The following is a 26,459-nucleotide window of genomic DNA, read 5'->3' on the forward strand; positions in this document are numbered from 1 at the left end:
CACAGGCCCGCCCAAACGGGGCGGCACCGTTTCGGCGGTCGGGCGTTGGGTATCCGAGGAGGATGACACGGTTCGGCTACACCCTGATGACCGAGCAGAGCGGACCGGCGGATCTGGTTCGTTATGCGGTTTCCGCCGAAGAACGCGGTTTCGATTTCGCGGTCTGCAGCGACCACTTTTCACCCTGGCTGGCGTCGCAGGGCCACGCGCCGAACGCGTGGGTGCTGCTGGGAGCGGTCGCACACGCCACCGAGCGGATGCACCTGTATTCCTTCGTGACCTGCCCGACGATGCGCTATCACCCGGCGGTGGTGGCCCAGCAGGCGGCGACCGTGCAGATCCTCGCCGACGGCCGGTTCACCTTGGGCCTGGGCAGCGGAGAGAACCTCAACGAGCACATCGTCACCGGCACAGGCTGGCCGAATGTACGGCGCCGGCAGGACATGCTGGCTGAAGCCATCAAGATCATTCGCGAGCTGCTCATGGGCGAGACGGTCGACCACGGCGGTGAGTACTACCAGGTGGATCAGGCGCGGCTGTGGGATCTCCCGAAGATCCCGGTGGCGCTGGCCGTGGCGGTATCCGGCGCGAAGGGGATCGACAGATTTGCCGCGGCCGCTGAGCACCTGGTCGCGGTGCAGCCCGACGCGCAACTGGTCCAGACCTGGCACACCACCCGGCAGGCAGCCGGATTGGCCGGCGGTGGGCGGGTTATCGGGCAGCTGCCGGTGTGCTGGGATGCCGACCGCGACACGGCGATACAGCGTGCCCATCGGCAGTTCCGCTGGTTCGCCGGCGGCTGGCCGGTCAACGCCGAACTGCCGACACCGGCCGCGTTCGCGGCCGCCACCCGATACGTGCGACCGCAGGACGTCGCGGAGGCGATTCCCTGCGGACCGGATCTGGACGCGATCGTCGAGGCCGTGGGCGCTTACCGGAAGGCAGGGTTCACCGACATCGCGATCATCCAGATCGGCGGGGAGACGCAGGACGCCTTCCTCAAGGAAGCCGCGGAGCCGCTGCTGGCCGCGCTGCGCGACGCCGCGGACTAGCAGGGTTTCGGGTCGAGCCGTCGAGGGTACAAGTGGTCCCATGAGCAACACCGATGAGGGGATCGACTACAAGCGGACGACCCGTCCGCGGGACGGACTGGTGTTCAAGGACCGCCGTGAGTTGCCGGGACTGGCCATGCTCATGATGGCGGCGCTGGCCCTGGTGGGCTTCATGAGCGCCGCCGCGCTGCACGACGCCACCTGGACGCTGGGCTTCGGAATTGCCGTCCTAGCGCTCGCTGCCGGGGGCTTGACCTGGATTTTCGTCGGGCGACGCCGGACCACCCATGCCGACCACCATCGTCGTCAGGCCTAATGCGCCGGCGGCGAACCGGGACACCGCCTGCGCCCCGGTCCGTGCTGCCTCGTCTTGACTCGCGCGGTTGCGGGTCGCGATCTCACCGGAGGCCGGATTCAGCGTGACTTCGGCCAATAGTTCACCCGTGGTCGGCTCGCAGACCGCCCAGAGATAACGCGTGTCGGCAGCCCAGCCGGACGCCGCTTTGGTGACGTAGTCCGGGTCGGTCTCACCGAGGTCGGCCAGGGTGGGGCGGTCGTCGACACGGTTGTCGGCCCGTGGCATCCGCAGATACCACGGGCCGGCGTTGATCTCGACTGGTTCGATATCCGGCTACTTGATCTCGCAGAGCACGGTGCCCTGCGTGATGGCTGCTCCGGCCTCGGCCGCCAGGCCGGTGATGACGCCGTCCTTGTGCGCGGTGACCGGGTTCTCCATCTTCATGGCCTCCAGCACGACGACCAGGTCGCCGGCGGCCACCTCCTGGCCTTCCTCGACGGCCACTTTCACCACGGTGCCCTGCATGGGTGCGGTCACCGCGTCGCCGGACGCCGCCGCACCGCCGTGTGCGCCACGCTTGCGGGCCTTGGGCTTCTTCCGGATGACGCCGGCGGCGCCGCCGCCCCCACCACCGCCGCCCAGGGCCAGATCACCCGGCAGCGACACCTCCAGGCGGCGTCCGCCGACCTCGACGACCACCTTCTGACGAGGCTGGGCATCCTCGTCATCCAGCGGCTCGCCGCCGGTGAAGGGCTCGATGTTGTTCTCGAACTCGGTCTCGATCCAGCGGGTGTGCACCGTGAAGCCGTTCTCGTCACCGACGAACGCCGGGTCGCGCACCACCACGCGGTCGAACGGGATGACCGTGGCCAGGCCCTCGACGTGGAACTCGTCCAGGGCGCGCCGGGCGCGTTCCAGCGCCTCGGTGCGGGTCGCGCCGGTGACGATCAGCTTGGCCAGCATCGAGTCGAACTGGCCGCCGATCACCGAACCGGTCTCCACACCGGAGTCCATCCGGATGCCGGGGCCGGTCGGCGGGTCGAAGCGGGTGACCGGGCCGGGGGCGGGCAGGAAACCGCGACCGGCGTCCTCACCGTTGATGCGGAACTCGATGGAGTGACCGCGCGGCGCTGGGTCTTCGGTGATGTCCAGCGTCTCGCCGTTGGCGATGCGGAACTGCTCACGCACCAGGTCGATGCCGGAGGTCTCCTCGGTGACCGGGTGCTCCACCTGCAGGCGGGTGTTGACCTCCAGGAAGCTGATCAGCCCGTCCTGGCCGACCAGGTACTCCACCGTGCCGGCGCCGTAGTAACCGGCCTCCTTGCAGATCCGCTTGGCGGACTCGTGGATCTCCTTGCGCTGCGCGTCGGTCAGGAACGGCGCCGGGGCCTCCTCGACCAGCTTCTGGAAGCGGCGCTGCAGCGAGCAGTCGCGGGTGCCCGCGACGACGACATTGCCGTGCTGGTCGGCGATGACCTGGGCCTCGACGTGGCGGGGCTTGTCGAGGTAGCGCTCCACGAAGCACTCGCCGCGGCCGAAGGCTGCGATCGCCTCCCGGGTGGCCGACTCGAACAGCTCGGGGATCTCCTCGATGGTCCGGGCCACCTTCATGCCGCGACCGCCGCCGCCGAACGCGGCCTTGATCGCCACCGGCACGCCGTACTCCTTGGCGAAGGCCACCACCTCGTCGGCGTCCTTGACCGGGTCCGGGGTGCCGGGCACCAGCGGCGCCTTGGCGCGGGCGGCGATGTGGCGGGCGGTGACCTTGTCGCCGAGATCGCGGATGGACTGCGGGCTCGGCCCGATCCAGATCAGGCCGGCGTCGAGCACGGCCTGGGCGAAGTCGGCGTTCTCCGAGAGGAAGCCGTAACCGGGGTGGATCGCATTGGCACCCGACTGCGCCGCGGCGTCGAGGATCTTCTCGAACACCAGGTAGGACTCGGCGGAGGTCTGACCGCCCAGGGCGAACGCCTCATCGGCCAGCCGGACGTGCGGAGCGTCGGCGTCGGGTTCGGCGTACACGGCCACGCTGGCCAATCCGGCGTCGCGCGCGGCGCGGATCACCCGGACTGCGATCTCTCCGCGGTTGGCGACGAGCACCTTGGAGATCTTCGAGCTGGCATGGTTCGCCACTGGCCCTCCTGATGGCATGTTTAAGAAAGGTCTTTAAGAATCTAGCTTCACAGCAGTGTAAGGGCGACCGATGAACCTGTTCCAGGTGGCCCTTAGGTGGCGCGTAACCGCCGCTTGATCCGGGTCAGCATGGCCGACATGCCGCGCAGTCGCAGCGGGCTGATCAGCGCCGCCAGGCCCAACCGGGACGCGAAATCCTCCGGCACGCCCAGGATCACGTCGGCCGGCTGGCCGTCGAGACCCGCGGCCCAGATCGAGGCGAACCCGCGCGTGGTGGGAGCTTCCGGGGGCGCGCTGAAATACAGCCGCACCCGCTGCCGGTCGGCGGCGTCGACATGCAGGAACAACGGCGACTGGCACTCCGGCACCGGCTCCATGGCGGATTCGGCCAGGTCGTCGGGCAGGTCGGGCAGCTCGTCGGCGAATTCCAGCAGCAGTTTGAGTTTGTCCTGCCCTTCGACGTCGGCGAAGTCGGACACCACCTGCGCCAGTGCCTCCGGAAGGCTCATCAGCTGGTTGCGGCCCTCGGCGCGGATCCCGGTTCTGGTCCGTCGACGATGGGCACCCGCACGGTGTTGCCCCACTCGGTCCAGGAGCCGTCGTAGTTGCGGACGCCCTCCATGCCGAGCAGATGGGTCAGTACGAACCAGGTGTGGCTGGACCGTTCCCCGATCCGGCAGTAGGCGACCGGCTTGTCGCCGGGCTTGATGAAGTCGTAGAGCTGTTCGAGCTCCTCGCGTTTGCGGAACCGGCCGGCGTCGTCGGCCGCCTTGCTCCACGGGACGGACACCGCGGTGGGGATGTGACCGCCGCGCAGCACGCCCTCCTCCGGGTATTCCGGCATGTGGGTGCGCTCGCCGGTGTACTCCTGGGGCGAGCGGACGTCGATCAGTGGCGCTTGGCCGATGATTGCCAGCACGTCGTCCTTGTAGGCCCGGATCGGGGCGTCATTGCGCTTGACGACGGGGTAGCCGGTCGTGGTCTTCGACGGTACGTCCAGGGTGGTCTCCCGGCCCGAGGACACCCACAGGTCGCGACCGCCGTCGAGCAGCCGCACGTCTTCGTGGCCGAACAGGGTGAACACCCACAGCGCGTAGGCGGCCCACCAGTTCGACTTGTCGCCGTAGATCACCACGGTGTCGTCGCGAGAGATGCCCTTGCGGTTCATCAGGTCGGCGAACTGCTCCCCGGTGATGTAGTCGCGGACCGGTGCGTCGTTGAGATCGGTGACCCAGTCGATCTTCACCGCGCCGGGGATGTGGCCGATGTCGTAGAGCAGTACGTCCTCGTCGGACTCCACCACGACGAGACCGGGCGTGCCCAGATTCCCGGCGAGCCAGTCGGCGGTCACCAACCGTTCGGGGTGGGCGTAGGACTGCAGGGCGGGGCTGGGGTCGGCAGACACTGGCACGGCATCGAGCGTACCGGTCGGTAAGCCCGACTCGCGGTCAGCCGATGGGGTTGGCCGCCCACAGCGCAGCGATCGAGAGTCCGACGCCGGCCAGCAGACGGCGCAGCATCGGCAGGCTGATGCCGATGACGCTGGACGGGTCGCCGTCGACGCCGTCGACGAACCAGCCTCCCAAGCCGTCCAGGGTGAACCCGCCGGCCACCCGCAGCGGCTCACCGCTGGCCAGGTAGGCCTCCAGGTCATCATCGTCAGGACTGCCGAAACGCACTGTGGTTACTGAGGTTTCAGTGATCTGATGGGTGATCTCGCTGTCGTGCAACCGGATCAGGCTGTGCCCGGTGTAGAGCTGCCCGGAATTGCCGGCCATCGCGCGCCAGCGGCCACGGGCCTGGTCGGCGGATGCCGGTTTGCCGTGCAACTCGCCGTCGATGTAGAGCATCGAATCACAGCCGATGACAACGCAATCCGCGTTCACCGGGGGTGCCACGGTGGAGGCGACCTGCTGTGCCTTGGCGGCGGCCAGGGCGCCGGTCACCTGGTCCGGGCCGGCGTCAGCGGCCAGGCGGGCCATCACGGCGTCCTCGTCGACACCGGAGACCATCACCAGGGGGTCGATCCCGGCGCCGCGCAGGACGGCCAGCCGGCCTGCCGATGCCGAACCGAGGACCAGCCTCGTCACCGAAGGGCCTTTCGGCGCCGGATATCCTCCGCCTCGCTGGCGCTCGGCCTCGTCACCGGCGGGTCACCGGCGCATGTGCGTGCGCTCCAGCAGAGTGATCCGCTGCCAGCTGAACAGGGGATACCGCAGCTTGTCGACCGGGTGACCCCACAGATTGCGGTCCTGCGCTCCGGCATCGGCCACCGCCCCGCCGGCGCTGCCCAGCACCGCGATCAGCGCCGCCAGTTCCTCGTCGGTGGGGTTGCCGCTGAGCACCCGGATGTGCGGCTCGGCGGCCGCGGGAGCCGCTTCTGTCGGCGTGGTCGCCTCGTTCGCGTTACTCACAGCGTCTGTACTGCTCGCGTCGATCGCTGCGCTCCCTCCGCTCACAGGGGAATGTTCCCGTGCTTCTTGGGCAGCGGCTGGACGATCTTGCGTTCCAGCAGCCGCAGCGACGTCGCGATGTAGCCGCGGGTGTGCGACGGCGGAATCACCGCGTCGACGTAGCCGCGCTCGGCGGCGACGTACGGGTTCACCAGGGTGTCCTCGTACTCCTGCTGCAGTTGTAAGCGGAGCGCATCGACGTCCTCACCCTTCTTGGCCGCCTCGGAGAGTTGCTGACGGTAGACGAACCCGACCGCGCCGGAGGCGCCCATCACCGCGATCTGGGCCGTCGGCCAGGCCACGTTGACGTCGGCGCCCATCTCCTTGGAACCCATCACGCAGTACGCGCCGCCGTAGGCCTTGCGGGTGATGACGGTGATCTTGGCGACCGTGGCCTCGCCGTAGGCGTAGAGCAGCTTGGCGCCGCGCCGGATGATGCCGTTGTATTCCTGCTCGGTGCCGGGCAGGAAGCCGGGCACATCGACCAGCAGCACGATCGGGATGTTGAAGCAGTCGCAGGTCCGGATGAACCGGGCCGCCTTCTCCGAGGCGTTGATGTCCAGGCAGCCGGCGAACTGGGTCGGCTGGTTGGCCACGATGCCGACCGTGCGTCCTTCGACACGGCCGAAGCCGACGATGATGTTCTGCGCGTAACCGGCCTGTACTTCGAGGAACTCGTCGTCGTCGAGGATCCGGGTGATCACCTCGTGCATGTCGTACGGCTGGTTCGGCGAGTCCGGGATCAGCGTGTCCAGCTCGATGTCCTCGTCGGTGAGGTTGTCCTCGATCGCCCCTTCCGGCGCCGGCACCGGGAAGCGCGGCGGGTCGGCGTAGTTGTTCGGCGGCAGGTAGCTGAGCAGGTCGCGCACGTATTCGAAGGCGTCCTGCTCGCCGGAGGCGACGTAGTGCGCGGTGCCCGACTTGCCCATGTGGGTGTGGGCGCCGCCCAACTCCTCCTGGGTGACGTCCTCGCCGGTGACGGTCTTGATCACGTCCGGGCCGGTGATGAACATCTGGCTGGTCTGGTCGACCATCACGATGAAGTCGGTCAGAGCGGGGGAGTACACGTGACCGCCGGCGGCCGCGCCCATGATCAGTGAGATCTGCGGGATGACCCCGGAGGCCAGAATGTTGTTGTGGAAGATCTTGCTGTACAGGCCCAGCGAGACCACACCCTCCTGGATGCGGGCACCGGCGCCGTCGTTGATCCCGATCAGCGGCCGGCCGGTCTTCATGGCCAGCTCTTGGACCTTGACGATCTTCTCGCCGTAGACCTCGCCGAGGCTGCCGCCGAACACGGTGGCGTCCTGGCTGAAGATGCAGACCTCGCGGCCGTCGATGGTGCCGTAGCCGGTCACCACGCCGTCGCCGAGCGGACGCTTGTCGCTGAGGCCGAAGTTGGTGCTGCGGTGCTTGGCCAGCGCGTCGAGCTCGACGAAGGAGCCCTCGTCCAGCAACGCGTAGACCCGTTCACGAGCGGTCAGCTTGCCCTTGGCATGCACCTTCTCGACCGCGGCCTCACCGACCGGGTGCAGGGTCTCCTCGGTGCGACGCTTGAGGTCGGCGAGCTTGCCCGCGGTGGTGTGGATGTCGACGACATGCTCGGCCTGCGCCTCTACGTGGGCCTCGCCGGAGTGCTCGGTAACACTGGTCATAAGAAACGATCTTAAAGTGTGGGCCATCGGATCGCCCGACCGGACCGGCTAGGGTCCGCCTCACCCGTCTCGGGTCGGCTCCAGGCGGATCACCACCGCCTTCGACACGGGCGTGTTGGACCGGGCCGCCGTGTGGTCGAGCGGCACCAACGGATTGGTTTCCGGGTAGTAGGCCGCCGCGTTGCCGACCGGAGTGGAGTAAGCCACCACCAGAAAGTCCTTCGCCCACCGCTCCTGCAGTTCACCGTCGGCGTCGGTCCACTCCGACACCAGGTCGACGCGGACGCCGTCGGTCAGGCCCAGGGCGTCGATGTCGGCGGGGTTGACGAACACCACGCGACGGCCGCCCTTGACACCGCGGTAACGGTCGTCGAGCCCGTAGATCGTGGTGTTGTACTGGTCGTGGCTGCGCAGCGTCTGCAGCACCAGCCGTCCGGGTGGCACCGGCACCCATTGCAGCGGGTTGACGGCGAAGTTGGCTTTGCCTGTGCGGGTGGGAAATTCACGGGCGTCGCGCGGCGGGTGCGGGAGCTGGAAGCCGTCGGGCCGGCGGACCTTGTGGTTGTAGTCCGCGCATCCGGGAACCACCGCCGCGATCGCATCCCGGATGGTGTCGTAGTCGTCGGCGAACTGCGACCACGGCACCGGATGATCGGGTCCCAGCAGGGCACGTGCCAGGTCGCAGACGATCTGCACCTCGCTGCGCACCAGGTCGCTCGGAGGTCGCAGGCGGCCTCGCGACAGGTGCACCATCGACATGGAATCCTCCACCGAGACCACCTGTTTGCGCCCGTCGCGCACGTCTCGGTCGGTGCGACCCAAGGCCGGCAGGATCAAAGCGGTCGCCCCGTGGACCAGATGACTGCGGTTGAGTTTGGTCGACACCTGCACCGTCAGCGCACACCGGCGCAGCGCGGCCTCGGTGACGGCGGTATCCGGCGTCGCGGCCGCGAAGTTTCCGCCCATGCCCATGAAAACTTTGGCCCGGCCATCACGCATCGCCCTGATCGCGGCAACCGTGTCGTAGCCGTGTCGGCGTGGGCTGACGATGCCGAACCGGCGATCCAGCGCGGCCAGGAACGACTCGGGCATCTGCTCCCAGATGCCCATGGTCCGGTCGCCCTGGACATTGGAGTGTCCCCGCACCGGACAGACACCGGCTCCCGGCTTGCCGATCATGCCGCGCAGCAGCAGCACGTTGGTGGCCTCGCCGATTGTGGCGACTGCGTGGCTGTGCTGGGTCAGGCCCATCGCCCAGCACAGCACCGTGCGCTGCGACGTCGCCAGCATCTCCGCAACGCGCTCCAGCTGTGCACGTTCGATACCGGTCGCGGCGGACACCACCTCGAGGTCGATGTCGCGGGTGCGGCGTCGGTACTCGTCGAACCCGGAACAGTACTGCCCGATGAACTCCCGGTCGACGACGGTGCCGGGGGCGCGTTCTTCGGCGTCCAGCAGCAGCCTGCCGAGCCCCGCGAACAACGCCATGTCGCCGCCAAGGCGGATCTGTACGAACTCGTCGGCGATCGGGACGCCGTGGCCCACCACGCCGCTCAGCTTCTGGGGATCCTTGAACCGGATCAGTCCGGCTTCGGGAAGGGGGTTGATCGCCACCACTCGCGCGCCATTGGCCTTGGCCTTCTCCAACACCGACAGCATGCGCGGGTGGTTGGTGCCCGGATTCTGGCCGGCGATCAGGATCAGGTCCGCGTGCTCGATGTCATCGACGGTCACCGAGCCCTTGCCGATCCCGATCGATTCGGTCAGCGCCGTACCCGAGGATTCGTGGCACATGTTGCTGCAGTCGGGCAGATTGTTCGTGCCGAAGCTGCGGACCAGCAACTGATAGACGAAGGCGGCCTCGTTGCTGGTGCGCCCGGAGGTGTAGAACACCGCCTCGTCCGGGCTGTCCAGCGCGTTGAGTTCGGCGGTGATCAGCCGGTAGGCGTCGTCCCAGCCGATCGGGCGGTAGTGGTCGTCACCGGGCCGCAGCACCATCGGGTGCGTGAGACGACCCTGCTGGGACAGCCAGTACTCCGGCTTGCTCGACAGCTCTTCGACCGAGTGGTGCGCGAAGAACTCGGGGGGGACGACGCGGGTGGTGGCCTCCTCGGCGACCGCCTTCGCGCCGTTCTCGCAGAACTCCGCGATTTTGCGTCCACCTTGTTCCTCCGGCCAGGCGCAGCCCGGACAGTCGAAACCGTTGCGTTGATTCAGCCGAGCCCACGCCGCCCCGGTCCGCAGCAGACCCATCTGGCTGAGGCTGCGCTGCAGCGAGACCATCACCGCACGTACCCCCGCCGCCTCATCCTTGCGCGGCGTGATCGTCACGCGATGCTCGTCGTAGTCGCGGTCGACGTCTCGACCGGTAGAGCGAAAGCGGCCCATGATCATCCCAATCTAGATCGCGCGGCGACCGTGTGGAGGCCGACTCGGTCGTAAGCTTGGCGATCATGGACCGCCCCGCGCTCGACGCAGTCAACCTCCGCGCCCGGCTGACCGGTCCGCAGGGACCGTGGCGGGCATTGGACGTCGTCACCGAAACCGGCTCCACCAACGCCGACCTGCTGGCCCGCTGCGCGGCGGGCGAGGACATCGACGGCGCCGTGCTGCTGGCCGAGCACCAGACAGCCGGCCGCGGACGCCACGGCCGGCACTGGGTGACTCCGCCGCGCAGCCAGCTCGCACTGTCGGTCGGGGTTGCCGCGGATGCGGTGCCGACCTCCGGGTGGGGCTGGTTGACCCTGGCGACCGGGGTTGCGGTCGCCGATGCGATCGTCGACGTCCTGGGCCTGCAGGTCGGCTTGAAATGGCCGAACGACGTCATGGTGGGCGACGGCAAGCTGGCCGGAATACTGGCCGAGGTGGCCGCGCCGAAGCAGCTGATCGTCGTCGGGCTCGGGTTGAACGTGACCATGACCGCCGAAGAGGCCCCGGACCCGGCCGCGGTCTCCCTGGGCATGCTCGGCGCCGCGGTGATCGATCGAAACATCTGGGCGGACAAGGTTCTTCGCCACCTCGCAAGCCGGATCGCGGCCTGGCGCGCGGCCGGCGGGGCCGACGACGCGTTGCAGGCGGACTATCGGCGGCACAGTTGCACGCTGGGTGTCCGGGTGCGCGCAGACCTGCCCGGCGGTCAGCGGGTCGAAGGGATCGCCGAGGCCATCGACGACACCGGCCGGTTGGTCATCGACACCGGGGCCGGGGCCGTCACGGTGGCGGCCGGCGACGTCACCCGGTTGCGGCCCAACGGTTAGGGCCGCGGGCCGTGGGTTACCCGGAGAACGTGCTCGCCGAGGACGAGCAGGTGGTGTTGCACCGCCATCCTCACGTCAAACGCCTGATCGTGCCGGTCCTGGCCCTGTTGCTGGCCACCGCCGGTGCGGCCTTCGCGGCCGGGTTCGTCAACACGCGGGCCTGGGACCCGACCGCGAAGAACGTGGTCTTCGGGGTGATCTGGGCGATCTGGCTGGTGGTGGTCGGCTGGCTGACGCTGTGGCCCTTCCTGAGCTGGGTGACGACACATTTCGTGGTCACCGACCGGCGAGTGATGTTCCGGCACGGGCTGCTCACCCGCAGCGGCATCGACATCGCCCTGGCGCGCATCAACAGTGTGGAATTCGTCCACGGGTTCATCGACCGGATGTTGCGTACCGGGACGCTGATCATCGAATCGGCGTCACAGGAACCGCTGGAGTTCTACGACATTCCGCGCGTGGAACAGGTCCACACGCTGCTGTATCACGAAGTCTTCGACAGCCCGTCCGCCGGCGGTTGATGGCGGGCAGGCCGCCGGAACAGGGTCACCACACCGGTGTCCGGGCCGCCCTCCAGCGAATCCTGCCAGGCCTCGGCGAGGGCGCCGGTCTCGATCGTGGCGTCCAGGGCCGCGTCGGTGCTGCGGGCGAACTCGTCGGGGAAGACCCAGCGGCGGAACGCCCAGAACCGGAACGCCATCTGCAGCAGGTTGCCGACGATGTAGGCCGAGATGAAGTCGGCGATGTTCTCGATGGTCAACGACACCATCGGCGCCCGCAGCTGCAGCACGTAGCTGGAGAACCACAACGGCGCCATGGACAGCAGTACGCCGACGCCGCTGACCCCGAAGAACAGCAGTGCCTCGTGGTGACGCTCCCGACCGCCCCGGTCCTTGAAGCTCCACTCCCGGTTGAGGATGTAGGACGCGATCACCGCGACGATCCCGGAGATGACCTTGGCGGTGACCGGCTTGGGCGACAGGATCGTCAGCTTGAGGGTGTAGAACAGCGCCGAGTCGATGACGAAGGTCGTCGCGCCGACAATGGCGAACTTGATCAACTCATGGTGGCGCTCGGCCAGTGGCCGGATCACCCGCGGCAGGCGGGCGATCGTGGCGTCGGTAAAAGACACAAGTTGCCAGTGTACGGACTTCGCCGCATCCGCGCCTAACGACTGGATAACGACGCCGGCGGGCGGGCGTGACACGATATTGCCCGTGCCGAAGCCCCCAACCGCCACGCCGGCGCCCACGGTCGCCATGGTGGGCGGTGGTCAGCTGGCCCGAATGACTCACCAGGCCGCGATCGCGCTGGGTCAGTCCCTGCGGGTGCTGGCCACCGCGGCCGACGAACCGGCGGCCCAGGTCAGCCCGGATGTGGTGATCGGCTCACACACCGACCTTGACGACCTACGCCGGGTCGCGGCCGGAGCCACCGTGCTCACCTTCGACCACGAGCACGTCCCGGGTGAACTGCTGGACAAGCTGATCGCCGAAGGCGTCAACGTCGCACCTCCGCCCGCCGCGTTGCTGCATGCCCAGGACAAGCTGGTGATGCGCCGCAGGCTGGCGGAGTTGGGGGCTCCGGTGCCCCGGTTCGCCGCAATCGAGACCGTCGAGGATGTCGACGACTTCGCGGCGCTGACCGGTGGCCCGATGGTGGTGAAGGCGGCCCGCGGCGGTTACGACGGGCGCGGGGTGTCGATCGTCGACGACGCATCCGGGGCTCGTGCCGCCGTCGCGGACTATCTGGCCTCCGGAGTGCCGGTGCTGGCCGAAGAGCGGGTTGCGATGCGCAGGGAGCTGGCGGCGCTGGTCGCCCGGTCGCCCTTCGGCCAGGGGGCGGCGTGGCCGGTGGTCGAGACGGTGCAGGAAGATGGAATCTGCGTGACGGTGATCGCGCCAGCCCCCGACCTGTCCGACGAATCAGGTTCTGCTGCACAACAATTGGCGTTGCGGCTGGCCGAAGAGCTGGGTGTGGTCGGGGTGCTGGCCGTCGAGCTGTTCGAGACGACCGACGGGCGGCTGCTGGTCAACGAGCTGGCGATGCGACCGCACAACTCCGGCCACTGGACCATGGACGGCGCGGCCACCAGCCAGTTCGAGCAGCATCTGCGCGCGGTGCTGGACTATCCGCTGGGCGCCACGACGCCGGTTGCCGCGCTGACCGTGATGGCCAATGTGCTGGGCGCCCCGGAACCGCCGGCGATGACGATGGACGAACGACTGCACCACCTGTTCGCCCGCTATCCCGATGCACGGGTCCACCTGTACGGCAAGGACGAGCGGCCGGGCCGCAAGATCGGCCACGTCAACCTTCTCGGTGCGGACGCGGCGGACTTGGCGAAGCTGCGTGAACGGGCTGAAAGCGCGGCACACTGGTTGTCGCACGGTGAGTGGCGTGCCGGCGACGATGCGGAGCAGAAGAGCGACGTGGGGGCACCTCCCGCTTGCGGGGGAGAGGAGCGGCACTAGATGGCAGATGGATGGGAAGCGCATGGCTAACAGCCCCCGGGTCGGCGTCATCATGGGCAGCGACAGCGACTGGTCGGTGATGCAGGACGCGGCCATGGCGCTGGCCGAGTTCGACATCCCGTTCGAGGTCGGCGTGGTCTCTGCGCACCGCACCCCGCAGCGGATGTTCGACTACGCCCGCGACGCCGCCGGCCGCGGTATCGAGGTGATCATCGCCGGTGCGGGCGGTGCCGCGCACCTGCCCGGAATGGTGGCTTCGGCCACACCGCTGCCGGTGATCGGGGTTCCGGTCCCGTTGGCCCGGCTGGACGGGCTGGACTCGTTGCTGTCGATCGTGCAGATGCCCGCGGGAGTGCCTGTGGCCACGGTTTCCATCGGCGGCGCACGCAATGCGGGTTTGCTGGCGGTGCGTATCCTGGGCTCCGCCGATGCGGCGCTGCGGGCTCGGATGGTGGCATTTCAGGACCAGCTGGCGGACAGCGTGCTTGCGAAGGACGCAATGCTTCAAGGTAAAGTTACCGGCGAGTAGCTTAGGAGGCTGTGATGGCTGGGTGGGCCGGGAATCCGTCGTTTGACCTGTTCAAACTTCCCGAAGAGCATGACGAGCTGCGGGCGGCGATCCGTGCGTTGGCGGAGAAGGAGATCGCTCCGTACGCCAAGGACGTCGATGAGAAGGCCCGGTTCCCCGAAGAGGCCCTGGCGGCGTTGAACGCGTCGGGGTTCAACGCCGTGCATGTCCCCGAGGAGTACGGCGGGCAGGGCGCGGATTCGGTCGCGGCCTGCATCGTGATCGAAGAGGTGGCCCGGGTCTGTGCCTCGTCGTCGCTGATTCCCGCGGTGAACAAGCTGGGCACCATGGGGCTGATCCTGTCGGGGTCTGATGAGCTGAAGCAGCAGGTGCTGCCGGGCCTGGCCTCGGGTGAGGTGATGGCCTCCTACGCGCTTTCCGAGCGGGAGGCGGGCAGCGACGCCGCGGCGATGCGCACCCGCGCCAAGGCCGACGGTGACGACTGGATCCTGAATGGCTCCAAGTGCTGGATCACCAACGGCGGCAAGTCCAGCTGGTACACCGTGATGGCGGTGACCGACCCCGACCTGGACGCCAACGGCATCTCGGCGTTCATGGTCCACATCGACGACGAGGGCTTTTCGATTGGGCCCAAGGAGCACAAGCTCGGCATCAAGGGTTCGCCCACCACCGAGCTGTACTTCGAGAACTGTCGTATCCCCGGCGACCGGATCATCGGCGAGCCGGGTACCGGGTTCAAGACCGCGTTGCGCACCCTGGACCACACCCGCCCGACCATCGGCGCCCAGGCGGTCGGCATTGCGCAGGGCGCGTTGGACGCGGCGATCGAATACACCAAGGACCGCAAACAGTTCGGCAAGAACATCAGCACTTTCCAGGGCGTGCAGTTCATGCTCGCCGACATGGCGATGAAGCTGGAGGCCGCCCGGCTGATGGTCTACTCCGCGGCCGCGCGCGCCGAACGCGGCGAGACCGGTCTGGGCTTCATCTCCGCGGCGTCGAAGTGTTTCGCTTCCGATGTGGCCATGGAGGTCACCACCGATGCCGTGCAGCTGTTCGGCGGGGCGGGTTACACCACCGACTTCCCGGTCGAGCGGATGATGCGCGACGCCAAGATCACCCAGATCTATGAGGGCACCAACCAGATCCAGCGGGTCGTGATGAGCCGCCACCTGCTGCGCTAACGTGGTTCGATGACGTCCCGGATCGACACTGTCCGCGCGGCGCGGCATGCCTTCGTCGACACCGTCGATGGGCTCACCGACGCGGAATTCGACCACGGCACCACGTTGTGTACGGAATGGTCGCCGCGTGACGTGCTGGCACATCTGATCGGCACCGCCGAGATCGGCCGGTACCTGCGGGCTCCGTGGCGGTTGCACAAGATCAACGCCGAGATTGTGGCGGCCGGGCGTCGTCGCGACCGGGCCGAGCTCATCGCCGCCGGCCGGCACTGGGCGCAGGTGCCCGATCGGGCGCTGGCGGGGCTGCTGCTGGGCGACGTGGCCATGCACCACCAGGACGTGCTGCGCGGGCTGGGGCGTACCCGGCAGATCCCCCCGGCTGAAGAGGCCGCGATCCTCGCCGAGGGAGTGAGCCTGACCGCGCAGAAGCTGCAGCCGACCCTGTTCCGGTATCGGGTGGAGCCCACCAACGGGATCGGCCGGCCGCGTGGCCGCGGTGTCGTGGTCCGCGGCACCGCCGAGGCATTGGGGTTGTGGTTGGGCGGCCGGGACATATCCGATGTCGAGATCGGCTGACCTGCCCTAAGATTGGCAGTCCGCCCTGTCTAGGAGAGGCCTTATGCCAGGACTTCTGCCCGAGGTCGACCCCGACGGCTTGTTGGAGTATTCCGTCGTCTACACCGACCGGGCCCTCAACCACATGTCCGTACGCTTCCAGCACGTCATGAACGATGTCTCGGCGATGCTGCGTGAGGTGTACCGTGCCGAGGCCGCAATCGTGCTGCCCGGCAACGGAACCTGCGGGATGGAGGCGGTCGCGCGCCAATTCGCCAACGGCGCGCAGGTGCTCGTCGTCCGCAACGGGTTCTTCAGCTACCGGTGGAGTCAGATCCTGGAGACCGGCCGCATCACCGACCGGATCACCGTTTTGAAAGCACGCCCGGCGGGCGACGGCGACCAGGCGCCCTGGGTGCCCGCGCCCATCGACGAGGTCGAGGAGGCGATCGCGCGGACCCGGCCCGCGGTGGTCTTCGTCCCCCACGTGGAGACCGCCAGTGGGATCCTGCTGCCCGACGACTACCTGGCGCGCGTCGGTGCGGCAACTGCAGCGGTGGGAGGCCTGTTCGTACTGGACTGCATCGCCTCCGGTGTGGTCTGGGCTGACATGGCAGCACTGGGGGTCGACGTGTTGGTCACCGCACCCCAGAAGGACTGGAGTGCCGAGCCGGGCTGTGCCATGGTCTGCCTGTCCGGCCGGGCAATGGAGGTCATGGAGCGGACCCAGAGCACCAGCTTCGCGCTGGATCTGAAGAAGTGGCGCGAGATCATGGTGGCCTACGAGAACGGTGGCCACGCCTATCACGCGACCATGCCGACCGGAGTCATCAGGCGCCTGCGCGACGCCATGGCCGAGACCCGCGACCGCGGTTACGGCGAGGTGGCCGAGCAGCAGTTCAACCTGGGCCGCAAGGTGCGGGCGCTGCTTGCCGAACGGGGCTTCCCCAGCGTGGCCGCGCCGGGGTTCGAAGCACCCGGCGTGGTGGTCAGCTACACCACCGATCCGGAGATCCGCACCGGGCGGAAGTTTCTGGCCCAGGGGCTGCAGACCGCGGCGGGAGTGCCGCTGCAGTGTGACGAGCCGGCGACGTTCAGCACCTTCCGGGTGGGGCTGTTTGGTCTGGACAAGCTGGCCGATATCGAGGGCACGGTGGCGCGACTGCGTTCTGCGATCGACCGTATCGGCTGAGCTGTCTGTGCACACCGGTGAACTGCGGAATGCGCGGGTACCTGGTTAGGCTTCACCACATGTCCGAGCAGGAGATCCAACGTCGGGTACGCCAACAGCGCGCCGACATCGACTCGCTCTACATGCTGGTGGAGCAGGTTGGCGGCAAGGTCGATGCGCTCGATACCAAGTTGAGCGGGCGGATCGACACGCTCGAGAGCCGGTTCGACGGGCTGGAGGCTCGGTTCGACGGGCTGGAGGCTCGGTTCGACGGGCTGGAGGTTCGGTTTGACGGGCTTGTAGCCCAGATGGACCGCCGGTTCGACGGACTCGGCGCTCAACTGTCTGACGTGCTGCGTCGGCTGGCCTGATCCGATGGCAGAAGGTGACGCCGGTACATCCAGCATCTATCTGGCCGCCGCCGAGGGCGGCACCGGCAAGTCCGTGGTCGCGCTGGGTCTGCTGCACCTGTTGGCCGCCTCGTCGGCCCGGGTCGGCGTGTTCCGGCCTATCGTCCGATCGCTGGAGGAGCCCGACGAGCAACTCGATCTGCTGCTCGCGCATGCCACCGCCACAATCGACGACCACGGCGCCTGCCGGGGGGTGACCTATCAGCAGGTCTACTCCGACCGGGAAGCCGCGCTGGGTGAGATCGTCGCGCGGTTCCACGAAGTCGCCCGCCATTGCGACACCGTGCTGGTGGTCGGCAGCGACTACACCGACGTCGTCAACCCGAGTGAACTGAGTTTCAACGCCCGTGTCGCGCTGAACCTGGGTGCGCCACTGGTGCTGGCAGTCAACGGCTACAACCGCGACGCGTCGGACATCCGCGAGATCACCGCACGTTGCCTGGCCGAAGTGGCTGCGGTACACGCGCATCCGGCTGCGGTGATCGCCAACCGCTGTGACCCGGACCGGCTGGCTGAGATCAGGGCTGCCTTGGCCGGAACCGGCGTGCCGGGGTTCGCGGTTCCCGAGGTGCCGCTGCTGTCGGCCCCCACGATGGCCGAACTGTGCACCGCACTGGACGGCACCGTCTACAGCGGCGACCCCGAGTTGCTGCGCCGCGAGGCGCTCAGTGTCATGGTCGGCGGGATGACCGCCGAGAACATCCTCGAGCGGCTGTCCGAGGGCCAGGTGGTGATCGTGCCGGCCGACCGCTCCGACGTGCTGCTGGCGCTGGTGAATGCCCATGAAGCACAGGGATTCCCGTCCCTGGCGGGAATCATCCTCAACGGCGGTCTGCTGCCGCACCCGGCTATCGACAAGCTGGTCAAGGGGCTGCGTCCCACCCTGCCGCTGATCGCCACCTCGCACCGCACCTACGACACCGCCGAGCAGGTGTCGAACACCGGCTCCCGGATCACCGTCGATGCGCTGCGCAAGATCGACACCGCGCTTCAGGTGATGGCCACCCACGTCGACGGCGCCGAACTGGCCGAGCGGATCCGGGTGCCGGCATCGACCGTCATCACCCCGCAGATGTTCGAGTACCGGCTGCTGGAACGAGCCCGCAGCGACCGCCGCCACATCGTGCTGCCGGAAGCAACCGATGACCGAATCCTATTGGCAGCCGGTCGGTTGCTGTCCCGCGGCATAGTCGATCTGACCCTGCTCGGGGTGGACGCCGCGGTGCGCAAACGCGGCGCCGAACTCGGAGTGGATCTGGACGCGGCGCGGGTGGTCGACCCCGCGAGCAGTGACCTGCGGGATTCGTTCGGCGCCGAATACGCCCGGCTGCGCGCCCACAAGGGGATGACCGAGGAGCGTGGCCGCGAGATCATGCGCGACATCTCCTATTTCGGCACCATGATGGTGCAGCTGGGGATCGCCGACGGGATGGTCTCGGGCGCCGCGCACACCACAGCCCACACCATCCGGCCGGCGTTCGAGATCATCCGGACCGCGCCCGGAGTGTCCACGGTGTCCAGTGTCTTCCTGATGTGCCTGTCGGACCGGGTGCTGGCTTTCGGCGACTGCGCGGTGGTACCCGACCCGACCGTCGAGCAACTCGCCGATATCGCGATCTCCTCGGCAGCCACCGCGGCCGCGTTCGGCATCGAGCCCAGGGTGGCGCTGCTGTCTTACTCGACCGGTGAATCCGGGTCCGGCGCCGGTGTCGACAAGGTACGTGCCGCAACGCAATTGGTGCACGAGCGCCGTCCCGACCTGCTCGCCGACGGGCCGATCCAGTACGACGCCGCGGTCGACGCGGGGGTGGCCGCGGCGAAGCGGCCGGACTCGGCGGTGGCCGGGCGGGCCACGGTGCTGGTGTTCCCAGACCTGAACACCGGCAACAACACCTACAAGGCGGTGCAGCGCAGCGCCGGTGCGGTGGCGATCGGGCCGGTGTTGCAGGGACTGGCCAAACCGGTCAACGACCTGTCCCGGGGCGCGCTGGTTGACGACATCGTCTACACGGTGGCTATCACCGCCATTCAGGCGCAGGGGGTAACCCCGTGATCGGTGCCACGGCCGGCCTGGTGCTGGTGCTCAACTCCGGCTCCTCGTCGATCAAGTTCCAGCTGGTCGATCCGGTGGCCGGCCCGGCGCTGCTCTCCGGACTGGTGGAGCAGATCGGAGAGCCGGACAGCGCGATCGCCGACCATGCCGCGGGCTTGCGGCTGATCCACCGGCAACTCAGCGACTCCGGCATCGACCTGGCCGCGGTCCGCGCCGTAGGGCACCGGGTGGTGCACGGCGGCGACCTGTTCTACGCACCCACGCTGATCACCGACGAGGTGGTGGCCGAGGTGGCACGGCTGGCCGAGTTGGCGCCGTTGCACAACCCGGCCAACGTGATCGGGATCGAGGTGGCCCGCACCGACTTTCCCGACGTCCCGCATGTGGCGGTGTTCGACACCGGCTTCTTCCACTCGCTGCCGGCCGCCGCCGCCAGCTACGCGATCGACCACGACGTCGCGAGCCGATACGGTATCCGCCGCTACGGGTTTCACGGCACCTCGCACGAGTATGTCGCCGGTGAGGTCGCCGCGGTGCTGGTCCGCGACCTCGGCGAGCTGAACACCATCGTGCTGCACCTGGGCAATGGCGCCTCGGCCTCGGCGGTGCGCGGCGGGGTGGCCGTCGAGACGTCCATGGGGCTTACCCCGCTGGAAGGCCTGGTGATGGGCACTCGCAGCGGCGACATCGATCCCGGCGTGCTGTTCCATCTCAACCGCACCGCCGGTCTGGGCGTCGACAAGCTCGACGAGTTGCTCAACCGTCGCTCCGGGCTGAAGGGACTCTGCGGGGTCAACGACTTCCGGGAGCTGCTCGAGCAGCGAGCGGCCGGCGGTGCGTCGGGCGAGGCGGCCGCGCTGGCCTACGACGTCTACATTCACCGGCTCCGCAAGTACGTCGGCGCCTACCTGGCGGTGCTGGGCCATGTCGACGCGATTGCGTTCACGGCCGGCGTGGGGGAGAACGCGCCCGAGGTGCGCGAAGACGCGCTGGCGGGTTTGGACGGGCTGGGCATCACCGTGGACCGCGAACGCAACCGCGCGGGCAGGGGAGCGCGGATCATCTCTGCCGACGGGTCGCGCACCACCGTCCTGGTGGTTCCCACCAACGAGGAACTGGCGATCGCGCGGGCCGCCTGGCAGTTCGTGTGACCACCGTTCGCGATCTGGATCCGGTGACCCCGCTGTGGCGGGCCGCGCAGGTGTTCCGGCTGCTGAGTTGCCTGTACGCGCTGGGATTTCAGTTCGCGATCAACGACGACCTGCGCCGGCCCGGACTGGCCTGGCTGTTGTTCGCCGGGCTGATCGGCTGGAGCGGACTCTGCGCGGCCGGCTACCTGCGCGGCTTCGCCCGCCGCCCGGCGTGGGTGATCGCCGACATCGTCGTCGTCGCTGCCCTGATGATCTCCACCGACCTGGTCGCCTCCCCGCAGTGGGAACTCGACAACCAGTCCTGGCCGACGACGCTGTGGGCCAGCAACGCCACCGTCTCGGGCGCCCTGCAGTTCGGCCCGGTCGGCGGCATGGCGGCCGGGGCCGTGGTGGCCGCGGCCAACGCCGTCGTCAAGGGCTACCTGAGCCTCAACTTCGGCCGCAACGCCACCGTGATCGTCGAGGTGGCCCTGGGCCTGGCGGTCGGCATGGCAGCGCAGACGGCACGGCGGGCGCACGACGAGCTGCAGCGGGCGACCCGGCTGTCCGCTGCCACCGAGGAACGCGAGCGGTTGTCCCGGCACGTCCACGACGGTGTCATTCAGGTACTGGCGCTGGTCGCCCGCCGGGGACGCGAGATCGGCGGCGCCACAGCCGAGTTGGCAGAGCTGGCCGGCGAACAGGAACGTGCGCTGCGCCGCCTGGTGAGCTCCGCCGATCTCAGCGCAGACACCGATGCCACCGATCTTCGGGCGTTGCTGAGCCGTCGCGAGGACGACCGGGTGTCGGTGAGCCTGCCGGGCACCCCGGTGGTGCTGGAGCGGCACACGGCCGCTGAACTCGACGCCGCGGTGGGCAATGCGCTGGACAACGTGCGGGCCCACGCCGGTCCCGCCGCCCGGGCGTTCGTGCTCTGCGAAGACCTCGGCGAGGTGGTGACCGTCAGCGTGCGCGATGACGGCGTGGGCATCGCCGCCGGCCGACTGCAAGAAGCCGCCCGCCAGGGCCACGTCGGGGTGTCGAAGTCGATCGTGGGCCGGCTGGCGGCGCTGGGCGGCAGTGCCGTGCTGCACACCGAGGTCGGGGAGGGAACCGAGTGGGAACTCAGCATCCGACGGTGATGGTGGTCGACGACCATCCGATCTGGCGAGACGCGGTCGCCCGCGACCTGGCCGATTCCGGGTTCACCGTGGTGGCCACCGCCGACGCCGTGGATACGGCGCGCCGCCGGGCCGCGGTCGTCAAACCCGACGTGGTGCTGATGGATATGCGCCTCGGTGACGGCGACGGGGTAGCCGCGACCACCGCGGTGCTCGAGGTCTCACCGTCGTCTCGGGTGTTGGTGTTGTCGGCCTCCGACGAACGCGACGACGTATTGCAGGCCGTCAAAGCCGGGGCGATCGGATACCTGGTCAAAAGCGCCTCGCGGGAGGAGTTGACCGATGCCGTGCACGCCACCGCGGCCGGTCGCGCCGTGTTCACCCCGGGACTGGCCGGGCTGGTGCTGGGTGAGTACCGCCGCCTCGAGCGCAGCTCGGACGCCGGGCCCGCCACCCCCGCCCTGACCGAACGGGAGACCGAGGTGCTGCGTCACGTGGCCAAAGGCCTGTCCGCCAAGCAGATCGCCCAGCGGCTCTCACTGAGCCACCGCACCGTGGAGAACCACGTGCAGGCGACGTTTCGCAAACTGCAGGTCGCCAACCGGGTGGAGGCGACCCGCTACGCCATCGAGCACGGCTTGGACAGCTGACCGGCCAAGTCGAGTAGTCCTACTCATCCGCTGCGGCCGTCGGCCCGGCATCGTGGCCGACATGACCGAACCACGCGCCGTCATCAACCGGCTCTCCGCCGAATGCCACGCACTGTCCTGGCAGCTCAACCGTGTTTCCGGCGAACTCGCCGAACTGGACCGGATGCTGAGCATCACGGCGGCTCCAGTGCCACAAATGGCCCCGGTCGCCGAAATGGCCTCGATAGCCCCGATGGCCCCGTCGCGCCCGGCCGTCACGGAGCCGAAACCGGCTCCGGCCGTGGGCGACTCGGGCTGGGTCGGCAAGCTGCTGGCCGTCGCGGGCGTGGCGGTGACGCTGGTCGGCGTGGTGCTGCTGCTGGTGCTGGCCGCCCAGGCCGGCATCCTGCGGCCCCAGATCCGGGTCGCCGGCGGCTTCGCGCTGTCGGCTGCGCTGGTCGGTGCGGCGTGCCGGCTGCGCAGCCGGCCGGGTGGACGAACCGGGGCCATCGCGCTGGCCGCCACCGGGATCGCCGCGGCCTACCTGGACGTCATCGCGATCACCGCGTTCTACCAGTGGGTGGCCGCGCCCGTCGGTCTGGCGCTGGCAGCCGCGGTGGGCGGCGCCGGCCTGGCCCTGGCGCGGCGCTGGGACTCCGAACACCTCGGACTGCTGGTGCTGGTTCCGCTGATCGGTCTGGCCCCGATCCTCACCGGTGACGTCGACCTGCTGCTGATCGGTTTCCTGTTGGCACTGTCGGCGGCGGCGCTGCCGGTGCAGTTGGGCAGGGACTGGATCGGGATGTTCGCGGCCCGGATCGCGGCGGCGACGCTGCCGTTGTTGGCCGCGCTGGTCGTGTCCGGCCACGACCAACGCTGGCTGATCGTCGGTGCCTGCGTCGCCGCGATCCTGGCCGTCGTCGGAGGACTGCTGTTGCTGCCGGCCACCACCAGGCCGGGCGTACTGGCGCTGCTGACGGCCGCCGGAACCCTGCCGGTGCTGGCGGCCGGGGCCGCAGTGGATCGGGCGCCGGCCACCGTGCTGGCCGCGGCGCTGTCGGTGGCGATGCTCGCGGTCGTCCTGGTCGGGCGGGCGCTGCCGCCGGTCGCCGTGCAGGTCTTTGCGGCGCTGTCCGCGATCGCCGCGCTGATCGCGGTCACCACGGCGTTCAGCGGCTCGGTGCTGGCCCCGATCCTGCTGGCTATGGCGGTGATGGTCGCCGTCGCCGGCCGCCAGAGCGCTGTGGCGCGTTGGGCGGCAGCCGGATTCGGGTTCGTCGGGGTCATCGTGTACCTCGGCTACGCGTCACCGGGCAGTCTGATCACCGCGACGGTGATGCCCACCGCCGACACGGTGTCCACGCTGGTCGCCAGCGTGCTGCTGATCGCGCTCGTGATCGCCGTCGCACGCGCATACGTCGCGGGCGGGGTTGGCGAAGGTACGAACTCGGGCGACGCACCGGTCCTGGCCACAGCCGGCGGGGCGCTGATCGGCTACGCCGTCACCGCGTTCACCGTCACCGCCGGCGTCGCGATCGGCGGCACCGGCGGGTTCCTGGCCGGCCACATGGTCGCCACCCTCTGCTGGATCGCGTTGGCGGCCGCGCTGCTGCGCTACGCGTTGCGACTGGCCGACCGCGAAGCCCGAACGTGGGCGGTCACCACCGGGCTGGCGCTCACCGGCGCCGCCACCGCGAAGTTGTTCCTGTTCGACCTGGGCACCCTCGACGGCATGTTCCGGGTGGCGGCATTCATCGTCGCGGGCCTGCTGCTGCTGGGCATGGGCACCGGCTACGCCCGCAGCCTGGCGCAACAGGACTCCGGCGGGCAGCGTTGATGAGCTTCCCCGACCCCACCGAGCTCGCTGCGGCCACCCCGGTCGGGCGCGACCGCGCCCTGGACGTCATGCGGATCACCGCGCTGCTCGGCGTCGTCGCCGGCCACACCGTGATGGCCACCAGCGTCATCCGCGACGGTGTGCTGATCTGGGACAACCTGCTCACCACATCGCCGGCGCTGGCCGGGCTGACCTGGATCTCCCAGATCATGCCGCTGTTCTTCTTCGCCGGCGCCGCCGCCTGCCTGACCTCATGGCAGCCGGGTGGGGATTGGGGCGGCTGGTTGATGAGACGCTGCACCCGGCTGTTCCGGCCGGTCTTCTACTACCTGGGATTCTGGGCGGTCGCGCTGACGCTGTTGCGCCCGTGGCTGCCGCGGCACGTCTACGAACCGGTCGCCGGGATCAGCATCCAGCTGCTGTGGTTCCTCGGCGCTTACGTGCTGGTGCTGGCCGCCATACCGATGCTGTACCGGATCAACACCACCGGAAGGCTTTTCGCCGGAGTGGCAGGTGTCTACGGCGGGATCGCGGTCATCGACGCGCTGCGGCTGAACCACCCGGCGCTGGCGCCGGCCGGCTATCTGAACCTCGCGGTCTGGCTCATCCCGGCCATGTTCGGTGTCGCCTACCGTCGAGAACTGCTGCCCCGGCGCGCCGCGCTGGCAACTGTGGCGGTCCTGCTGGCGATCGACGTCGCGTTGGTGCGGTTCGGGCCCTATCAGCTGAGCATGGTCGGCACCGGTGACCACCAGCTGTCCAACACCAGCCCGCCGTCGCTGCTGCTGGCCGGGCACGCGATCGCCATGAGCGCGCTGGCGATCTGCGCCGCGCCGGCGATCACCCGATGGGCGCAGCGGCCGCGGGTGTGGTGGCTGACCGCCGTCGGCAACTCCGGGGCAATGACGCTGTATCTGTGGCATATCCCGGTGCTGCTGGGTGTGCATCTGGCGTTCGACCAGCTGGGCTGGGCCCGCTACCCGAGCCTGCCGCATTTCGCCGCCGTCAGCGTCGCGCAGCTGGTGATCGTGGCCGTCGCGGTGGCGCTGCTGTTCGTGGTGCTGCGGCCGCTGGAGAACAACCCGCTGCCGGGCTGGGACAGCCCGGTCTCGGCGGCACCGGGTCGTGGCACCGCCGTGGGGTTGCTGCTGATGACGGCCGGGGTGGCCACGCTGGTGGCGGTCAAGTGGGGCCTCAAAGACCACGGGCTGATCTGCGTGGCGGTCATGCTGGCCGCGCTCATCGGTGCGCGGGTGCTGGCCGCTCGGTCCGGCGGGTCTCCAGCAGGGAGTCGCGGTACAGTTTCGTCCTGTGAAATTCGGCCGATCCACGGTGTTGCCGGCGCTGCTCGTTGTTGGCGCACTGACGGTTTCGGCCTGCGGCGGAAGCTCCGGTGAGTGGGCGTCCGGTGAGGACCCGGCCGCGGGGGTGGACTGCGGGGGCAAACAGGAACTGCACGCCAGCGGCTCGACTGCCCAGGCGAACGCGATCGAGCAGTTCATCTACGCCTACAGCCGGGCCTGCCCCGGGCAGGCGCTGGCCTACAACGCCAACGGCTCCGTCTCCGGGTTGGACGACTTCATCGGCAGCGAGACCGATCTGGCCGGCTCCGACGCGGCGCTGGACCCCGCCAAGGGACAACCGGATCGCGCCGCGGAGCGGTGCGGTTCGCCGGCCTGGGATCTGCCGGTCGTGTTCGGGCCGATCGCGATCAGCTATCACATCAACGGTGTGAACAGCCTGAACCTGGACGGCCCCACCCTGGCCAGGATCTTCAACGGCACGATCGGCACCTGGGACAATCCCGCGATCAAGGCGCTCAACGCGAGCGTCCCGCTGCCCGCGGTGCCCATCCATGTGGTGTACCGCGGCGACCGGTCGGGGACCACCGCCAGCTTCCAGAAGTACCTCGAGAACGCCTCCGACGGTGCGTGGTTCGGCGGCGCCGGCGAGATGTTCAACGGCGGCATCGGCGAGGCAGCCACCGGGAGCAACGGCACGTCGACGGCGCTGCAGGCCACCGACGGCTCGATCACCTACGGTGAGTGGTCGTTCGCGGTCGGCAAGCAGTTGCCCATGGCGCAGATCATCAGCTCGGCGGGTTCCGCGCCGGTGTCCATCTCAGCCGAGTCGGTCGGCAAGACCATCGACGGGGCGAAGTTCATCGCGGGCTCTGGGCCGGGCTCCGGCCACGACCATGACCTGGTGCTGGACATGACGTCGTTGAACCGGCCGGCCGCCCCGGGCGCCTATCCGATCGTGTCCGCGACCTACCAGATCGTGTGCTCGAAATACCCTGACGCCGCCGTCGGCACGGCGGTCAAGGCGTTCCTGCAGGCTGCGATCGGTCCCGGCCAGGACGGACTGGACCAGTACGGCTCCATTCCGCTCCCGGCGTCCTTCCAAACCAAGCTCCTGGCTTCGGTGAACGCCATCTCGTGACCATTTGCGGCGTTGGCGCCGGTTAGGCTGGTGGCCAGTCTTTCGCCGCGGTAGTGCGGCACCGTGTGGTCGAAAG

At 68.9% G+C, this 26,459-nt stretch carries 25 protein-coding genes and 1 pseudogene; 17 read left to right on the forward strand and 9 right to left on the reverse strand.

Going from position 1 to position 26,459, the window contains the following annotated elements; all coding sequences use genetic code 11:
• Positions 1 to 62: 62 nt before the first annotated feature.
• Both AWC16_RS21635 and AWC16_RS21640 read left to right on the forward strand, forming a co-directional pair.
• Complete coding sequence (locus AWC16_RS21635) at positions 63 to 1,052, forward strand: TIGR03557 family F420-dependent LLM class oxidoreductase (RefSeq protein ID WP_085266772.1); 990 nt, start codon at positions 63 to 65, stop codon at positions 1,050 to 1,052.
• Between the two features lie 40 nt (positions 1,053 to 1,092).
• On the forward strand, positions 1,093 to 1,368 hold the full coding sequence (locus AWC16_RS21640; RefSeq protein ID WP_085266773.1) for a hypothetical protein: 276 nt from the start codon (positions 1,093 to 1,095) through the stop codon (positions 1,366 to 1,368).
• On the opposite strand, the gene AWC16_RS25400 is transcribed toward AWC16_RS21640, so the two are convergent.
• The 8 genes from AWC16_RS25400 to AWC16_RS21680 form a co-directional block, all read right to left on the reverse strand.
• Entirely contained in the window at positions 1,282 to 1,677 is a 396-nt protein-coding gene (locus AWC16_RS25400) for a hypothetical protein (RefSeq protein ID WP_085266774.1), read from the reverse strand. The two genes, AWC16_RS21640 and AWC16_RS25400, sit on opposite strands and share 87 nt — an antisense overlap.
• A 6-nt stretch (positions 1,678 to 1,683) precedes the next feature.
• The gene (locus AWC16_RS21650) at positions 1,684 to 3,483 is read right to left on the reverse strand and encodes an acetyl/propionyl/methylcrotonyl-CoA carboxylase subunit alpha (RefSeq protein WP_085266775.1); all 1,800 of its coding nucleotides are present in this window, start codon (positions 3,481 to 3,483) and stop codon (positions 1,684 to 1,686) included.
• A gap of 92 nt (positions 3,484 to 3,575) precedes the next feature.
• A complete protein-coding gene (locus tag AWC16_RS21655) occupies positions 3,576 to 3,992 on the reverse strand; it encodes a SufE family protein (protein ID WP_085266776.1) in 417 nt (138 codons plus the stop codon).
• Positions 3,992 to 4,894 carry a sulfurtransferase gene (locus tag AWC16_RS21660; RefSeq protein WP_085266777.1) on the reverse strand — a complete coding sequence of 301 codons (903 nt, stop codon included), beginning with the start codon at positions 4,892 to 4,894 and terminating at the stop codon, positions 3,992 to 3,994. Before AWC16_RS21660 ends, AWC16_RS21655 begins: the two co-directional genes overlap by 1 nt.
• Positions 4,895 to 4,931: 37 nt before the next feature.
• Entirely contained in the window at positions 4,932 to 5,573 is a 642-nt protein-coding gene (locus AWC16_RS21665) for a Maf family protein (protein WP_085266778.1), read from the reverse strand.
• Positions 5,574 to 5,636: 63 nt separating this feature from the next.
• Entirely contained in the window at positions 5,637 to 5,897 is a 261-nt protein-coding gene (locus tag AWC16_RS21670; protein WP_085266779.1) for an acyl-CoA carboxylase subunit epsilon, read from the reverse strand.
• 41 nt (positions 5,898 to 5,938) lie between these two features.
• Complete coding sequence (locus tag AWC16_RS21675; RefSeq protein ID WP_085266780.1) at positions 5,939 to 7,591, reverse strand: acyl-CoA carboxylase subunit beta; 1,653 nt, start codon at positions 7,589 to 7,591, stop codon at positions 5,939 to 5,941.
• Between the two features lie 60 nt (positions 7,592 to 7,651).
• A complete protein-coding gene (locus tag AWC16_RS21680) occupies positions 7,652 to 9,979 on the reverse strand; it encodes an FdhF/YdeP family oxidoreductase (protein ID WP_234812381.1) in 2,328 nt (775 codons plus the stop codon).
• Between the two features lie 65 nt (positions 9,980 to 10,044).
• Here AWC16_RS21680 and AWC16_RS21685 point away from each other — a divergent pair, with 65 nt between their 5' ends.
• On the forward strand, positions 10,045 to 10,848 hold the full coding sequence (locus tag AWC16_RS21685) for a biotin--[acetyl-CoA-carboxylase] ligase (RefSeq protein WP_085266864.1): 804 nt from the start codon (positions 10,045 to 10,047) through the stop codon (positions 10,846 to 10,848).
• Between the two features lie 11 nt (positions 10,849 to 10,859).
• Positions 10,860 to 11,369, forward strand: a complete 510-nt coding sequence (locus tag AWC16_RS21690; protein WP_085266782.1) for a PH domain-containing protein — start codon at positions 10,860 to 10,862, stop codon at positions 11,367 to 11,369.
• Here the strand turns inward: AWC16_RS21690 and AWC16_RS21695 are convergent.
• Entirely contained in the window at positions 11,333 to 11,980 is a 648-nt protein-coding gene (locus AWC16_RS21695; protein WP_085266783.1) for a GtrA family protein, read from the reverse strand. The genes AWC16_RS21690 and AWC16_RS21695 overlap by 37 nt on opposite strands.
• Before the next feature lie 85 nt (positions 11,981 to 12,065).
• Between AWC16_RS21695 and AWC16_RS21700 the strand changes: the two genes are divergently transcribed.
• The 13 genes and pseudogenes from AWC16_RS21700 to pstS all read left to right on the forward strand — a co-directional run bounded on the left by AWC16_RS21700 (position 12,066) and on the right by pstS (position 26,383).
• A complete protein-coding gene (locus AWC16_RS21700; protein WP_409370650.1) occupies positions 12,066 to 13,322 on the forward strand; it encodes a 5-(carboxyamino)imidazole ribonucleotide synthase in 1,257 nt (418 codons plus the stop codon).
• 22 nt (positions 13,323 to 13,344) lie between these two features.
• Entirely contained in the window at positions 13,345 to 13,851 is a 507-nt protein-coding gene (gene purE, locus AWC16_RS21705; RefSeq protein ID WP_085266785.1) for a 5-(carboxyamino)imidazole ribonucleotide mutase, read from the forward strand.
• Positions 13,852 to 13,865: 14 nt separating this feature from the next.
• Positions 13,866 to 15,035, forward strand: a complete 1,170-nt coding sequence (locus tag AWC16_RS21710; RefSeq protein WP_085266786.1) for an acyl-CoA dehydrogenase — start codon at positions 13,866 to 13,868, stop codon at positions 15,033 to 15,035.
• Positions 15,036 to 15,044: 9 nt separating this feature from the next.
• Positions 15,045 to 15,611 (forward strand): maleylpyruvate isomerase family mycothiol-dependent enzyme, encoded by a 567-nt coding sequence (locus AWC16_RS21715; protein WP_085266787.1) that lies wholly within the window; start codon positions 15,045 to 15,047, stop codon positions 15,609 to 15,611.
• 43 nt (positions 15,612 to 15,654) lie between these two features.
• Complete coding sequence (locus tag AWC16_RS21720; RefSeq protein ID WP_085266788.1) at positions 15,655 to 16,782, forward strand: aminotransferase class V-fold PLP-dependent enzyme; 1,128 nt, start codon at positions 15,655 to 15,657, stop codon at positions 16,780 to 16,782.
• A gap of 59 nt (positions 16,783 to 16,841) precedes the next feature.
• Positions 16,842 to 17,132, forward strand: a complete 291-nt coding sequence (locus AWC16_RS21725; protein ID WP_133056021.1) for a hypothetical protein — start codon at positions 16,842 to 16,844, stop codon at positions 17,130 to 17,132.
• 4 nt (positions 17,133 to 17,136) lie between these two features.
• Positions 17,137 to 19,224: a phosphate acetyltransferase gene (gene pta, locus AWC16_RS21730; protein ID WP_085266790.1), complete on the forward strand. Its 2,088-nt coding sequence runs from the start codon at positions 17,137 to 17,139 to the stop codon at positions 19,222 to 19,224.
• Entirely contained in the window at positions 19,221 to 20,375 is a 1,155-nt protein-coding gene (locus AWC16_RS21735; protein WP_109561535.1) for an acetate kinase, read from the forward strand. Before pta ends, AWC16_RS21735 begins: the two co-directional genes overlap by 4 nt.
• Positions 20,372 to 21,496 (forward strand): MacS family sensor histidine kinase, encoded by a 1,125-nt coding sequence (gene macS, locus AWC16_RS21740; RefSeq protein WP_085266791.1) that lies wholly within the window; start codon positions 20,372 to 20,374, stop codon positions 21,494 to 21,496. The genes AWC16_RS21735 and macS overlap by 4 nt, the downstream gene beginning before the upstream one ends.
• Entirely contained in the window at positions 21,496 to 22,125 is a 630-nt protein-coding gene (locus AWC16_RS21745) for a response regulator (RefSeq protein WP_085266792.1), read from the forward strand. Before macS ends, AWC16_RS21745 begins: the two co-directional genes overlap by 1 nt.
• Positions 22,126 to 22,186: 61 nt before the next feature.
• Entirely contained in the window at positions 22,187 to 23,941 is a 1,755-nt protein-coding gene (locus AWC16_RS21750) for a DUF2339 domain-containing protein (protein ID WP_085266793.1), read from the forward strand.
• Positions 23,941 to 25,254: pseudogene (locus tag AWC16_RS21755) on the forward strand (acyltransferase family protein); the annotation flags it as partial. The gene AWC16_RS21750 and the pseudogene AWC16_RS21755, both read left to right, overlap by 1 nt.
• Positions 25,253 to 26,383 (forward strand): phosphate ABC transporter substrate-binding protein PstS, encoded by a 1,131-nt coding sequence (gene pstS / locus AWC16_RS21760; RefSeq protein WP_085266795.1) that lies wholly within the window; start codon positions 25,253 to 25,255, stop codon positions 26,381 to 26,383. The pseudogene AWC16_RS21755 and the gene pstS, both read left to right, overlap by 2 nt.
• The last annotated feature ends 76 nt before the right edge of the window (positions 26,384 to 26,459 follow it).

The organism is Mycolicibacter longobardus (assembly GCF_002102265.1).
In the GTDB taxonomy this organism is placed as follows: Bacteria; Actinomycetota; Actinomycetes; order Mycobacteriales; family Mycobacteriaceae; genus Mycobacterium; species Mycobacterium longobardum.

Excerpts from the sequence above, each read along its gene's own strand:
- purE (WP_085266785.1), top strand. The coding sequence starts at position 13,345 with ATGGCTAACAGCCCCCGGGTCGGCGTCATCATGGGCAGCGACAGCGAC.
- AWC16_RS21750 (WP_085266793.1), top strand. The coding sequence starts at position 22,187 with ATGACCGAACCACGCGCCGTCATCAACCGGCTCTCCGCCGAATGCCAC.
- AWC16_RS21680 (WP_234812381.1), bottom strand. The coding sequence starts at position 9,979 with ATGGGCCGCTTTCGCTCTACCGGTCGAGACGTCGACCGCGACTACGAC.
- AWC16_RS21675 (WP_085266780.1), bottom strand. The coding sequence starts at position 7,591 with ATGACCAGTGTTACCGAGCACTCCGGCGAGGCCCACGTAGAGGCGCAG.
- AWC16_RS21640 (WP_085266773.1), top strand. The coding sequence starts at position 1,093 with ATGAGCAACACCGATGAGGGGATCGACTACAAGCGGACGACCCGTCCG.
- AWC16_RS21745 (WP_085266792.1), top strand. The coding sequence starts at position 21,496 with ATGGTGGTCGACGACCATCCGATCTGGCGAGACGCGGTCGCCCGCGAC.
- AWC16_RS21685 (WP_085266864.1), top strand. The coding sequence starts at position 10,045 with ATGGACCGCCCCGCGCTCGACGCAGTCAACCTCCGCGCCCGGCTGACC.
- pta (WP_085266790.1), top strand. The coding sequence starts at position 17,137 with ATGGCAGAAGGTGACGCCGGTACATCCAGCATCTATCTGGCCGCCGCC.
- AWC16_RS21635 (WP_085266772.1), top strand. The coding sequence starts at position 63 with ATGACACGGTTCGGCTACACCCTGATGACCGAGCAGAGCGGACCGGCG.
- AWC16_RS21720 (WP_085266788.1), top strand. The coding sequence starts at position 15,655 with ATGCCAGGACTTCTGCCCGAGGTCGACCCCGACGGCTTGTTGGAGTAT.
- AWC16_RS21715 (WP_085266787.1), top strand. The coding sequence starts at position 15,045 with ATGACGTCCCGGATCGACACTGTCCGCGCGGCGCGGCATGCCTTCGTC.
- AWC16_RS21655 (WP_085266776.1), bottom strand. The coding sequence starts at position 3,992 with ATGAGCCTTCCGGAGGCACTGGCGCAGGTGGTGTCCGACTTCGCCGAC.
- AWC16_RS21710 (WP_085266786.1), top strand. The coding sequence starts at position 13,866 with ATGGCTGGGTGGGCCGGGAATCCGTCGTTTGACCTGTTCAAACTTCCC.
- AWC16_RS21725 (WP_133056021.1), top strand. The coding sequence starts at position 16,842 with ATGTCCGAGCAGGAGATCCAACGTCGGGTACGCCAACAGCGCGCCGAC.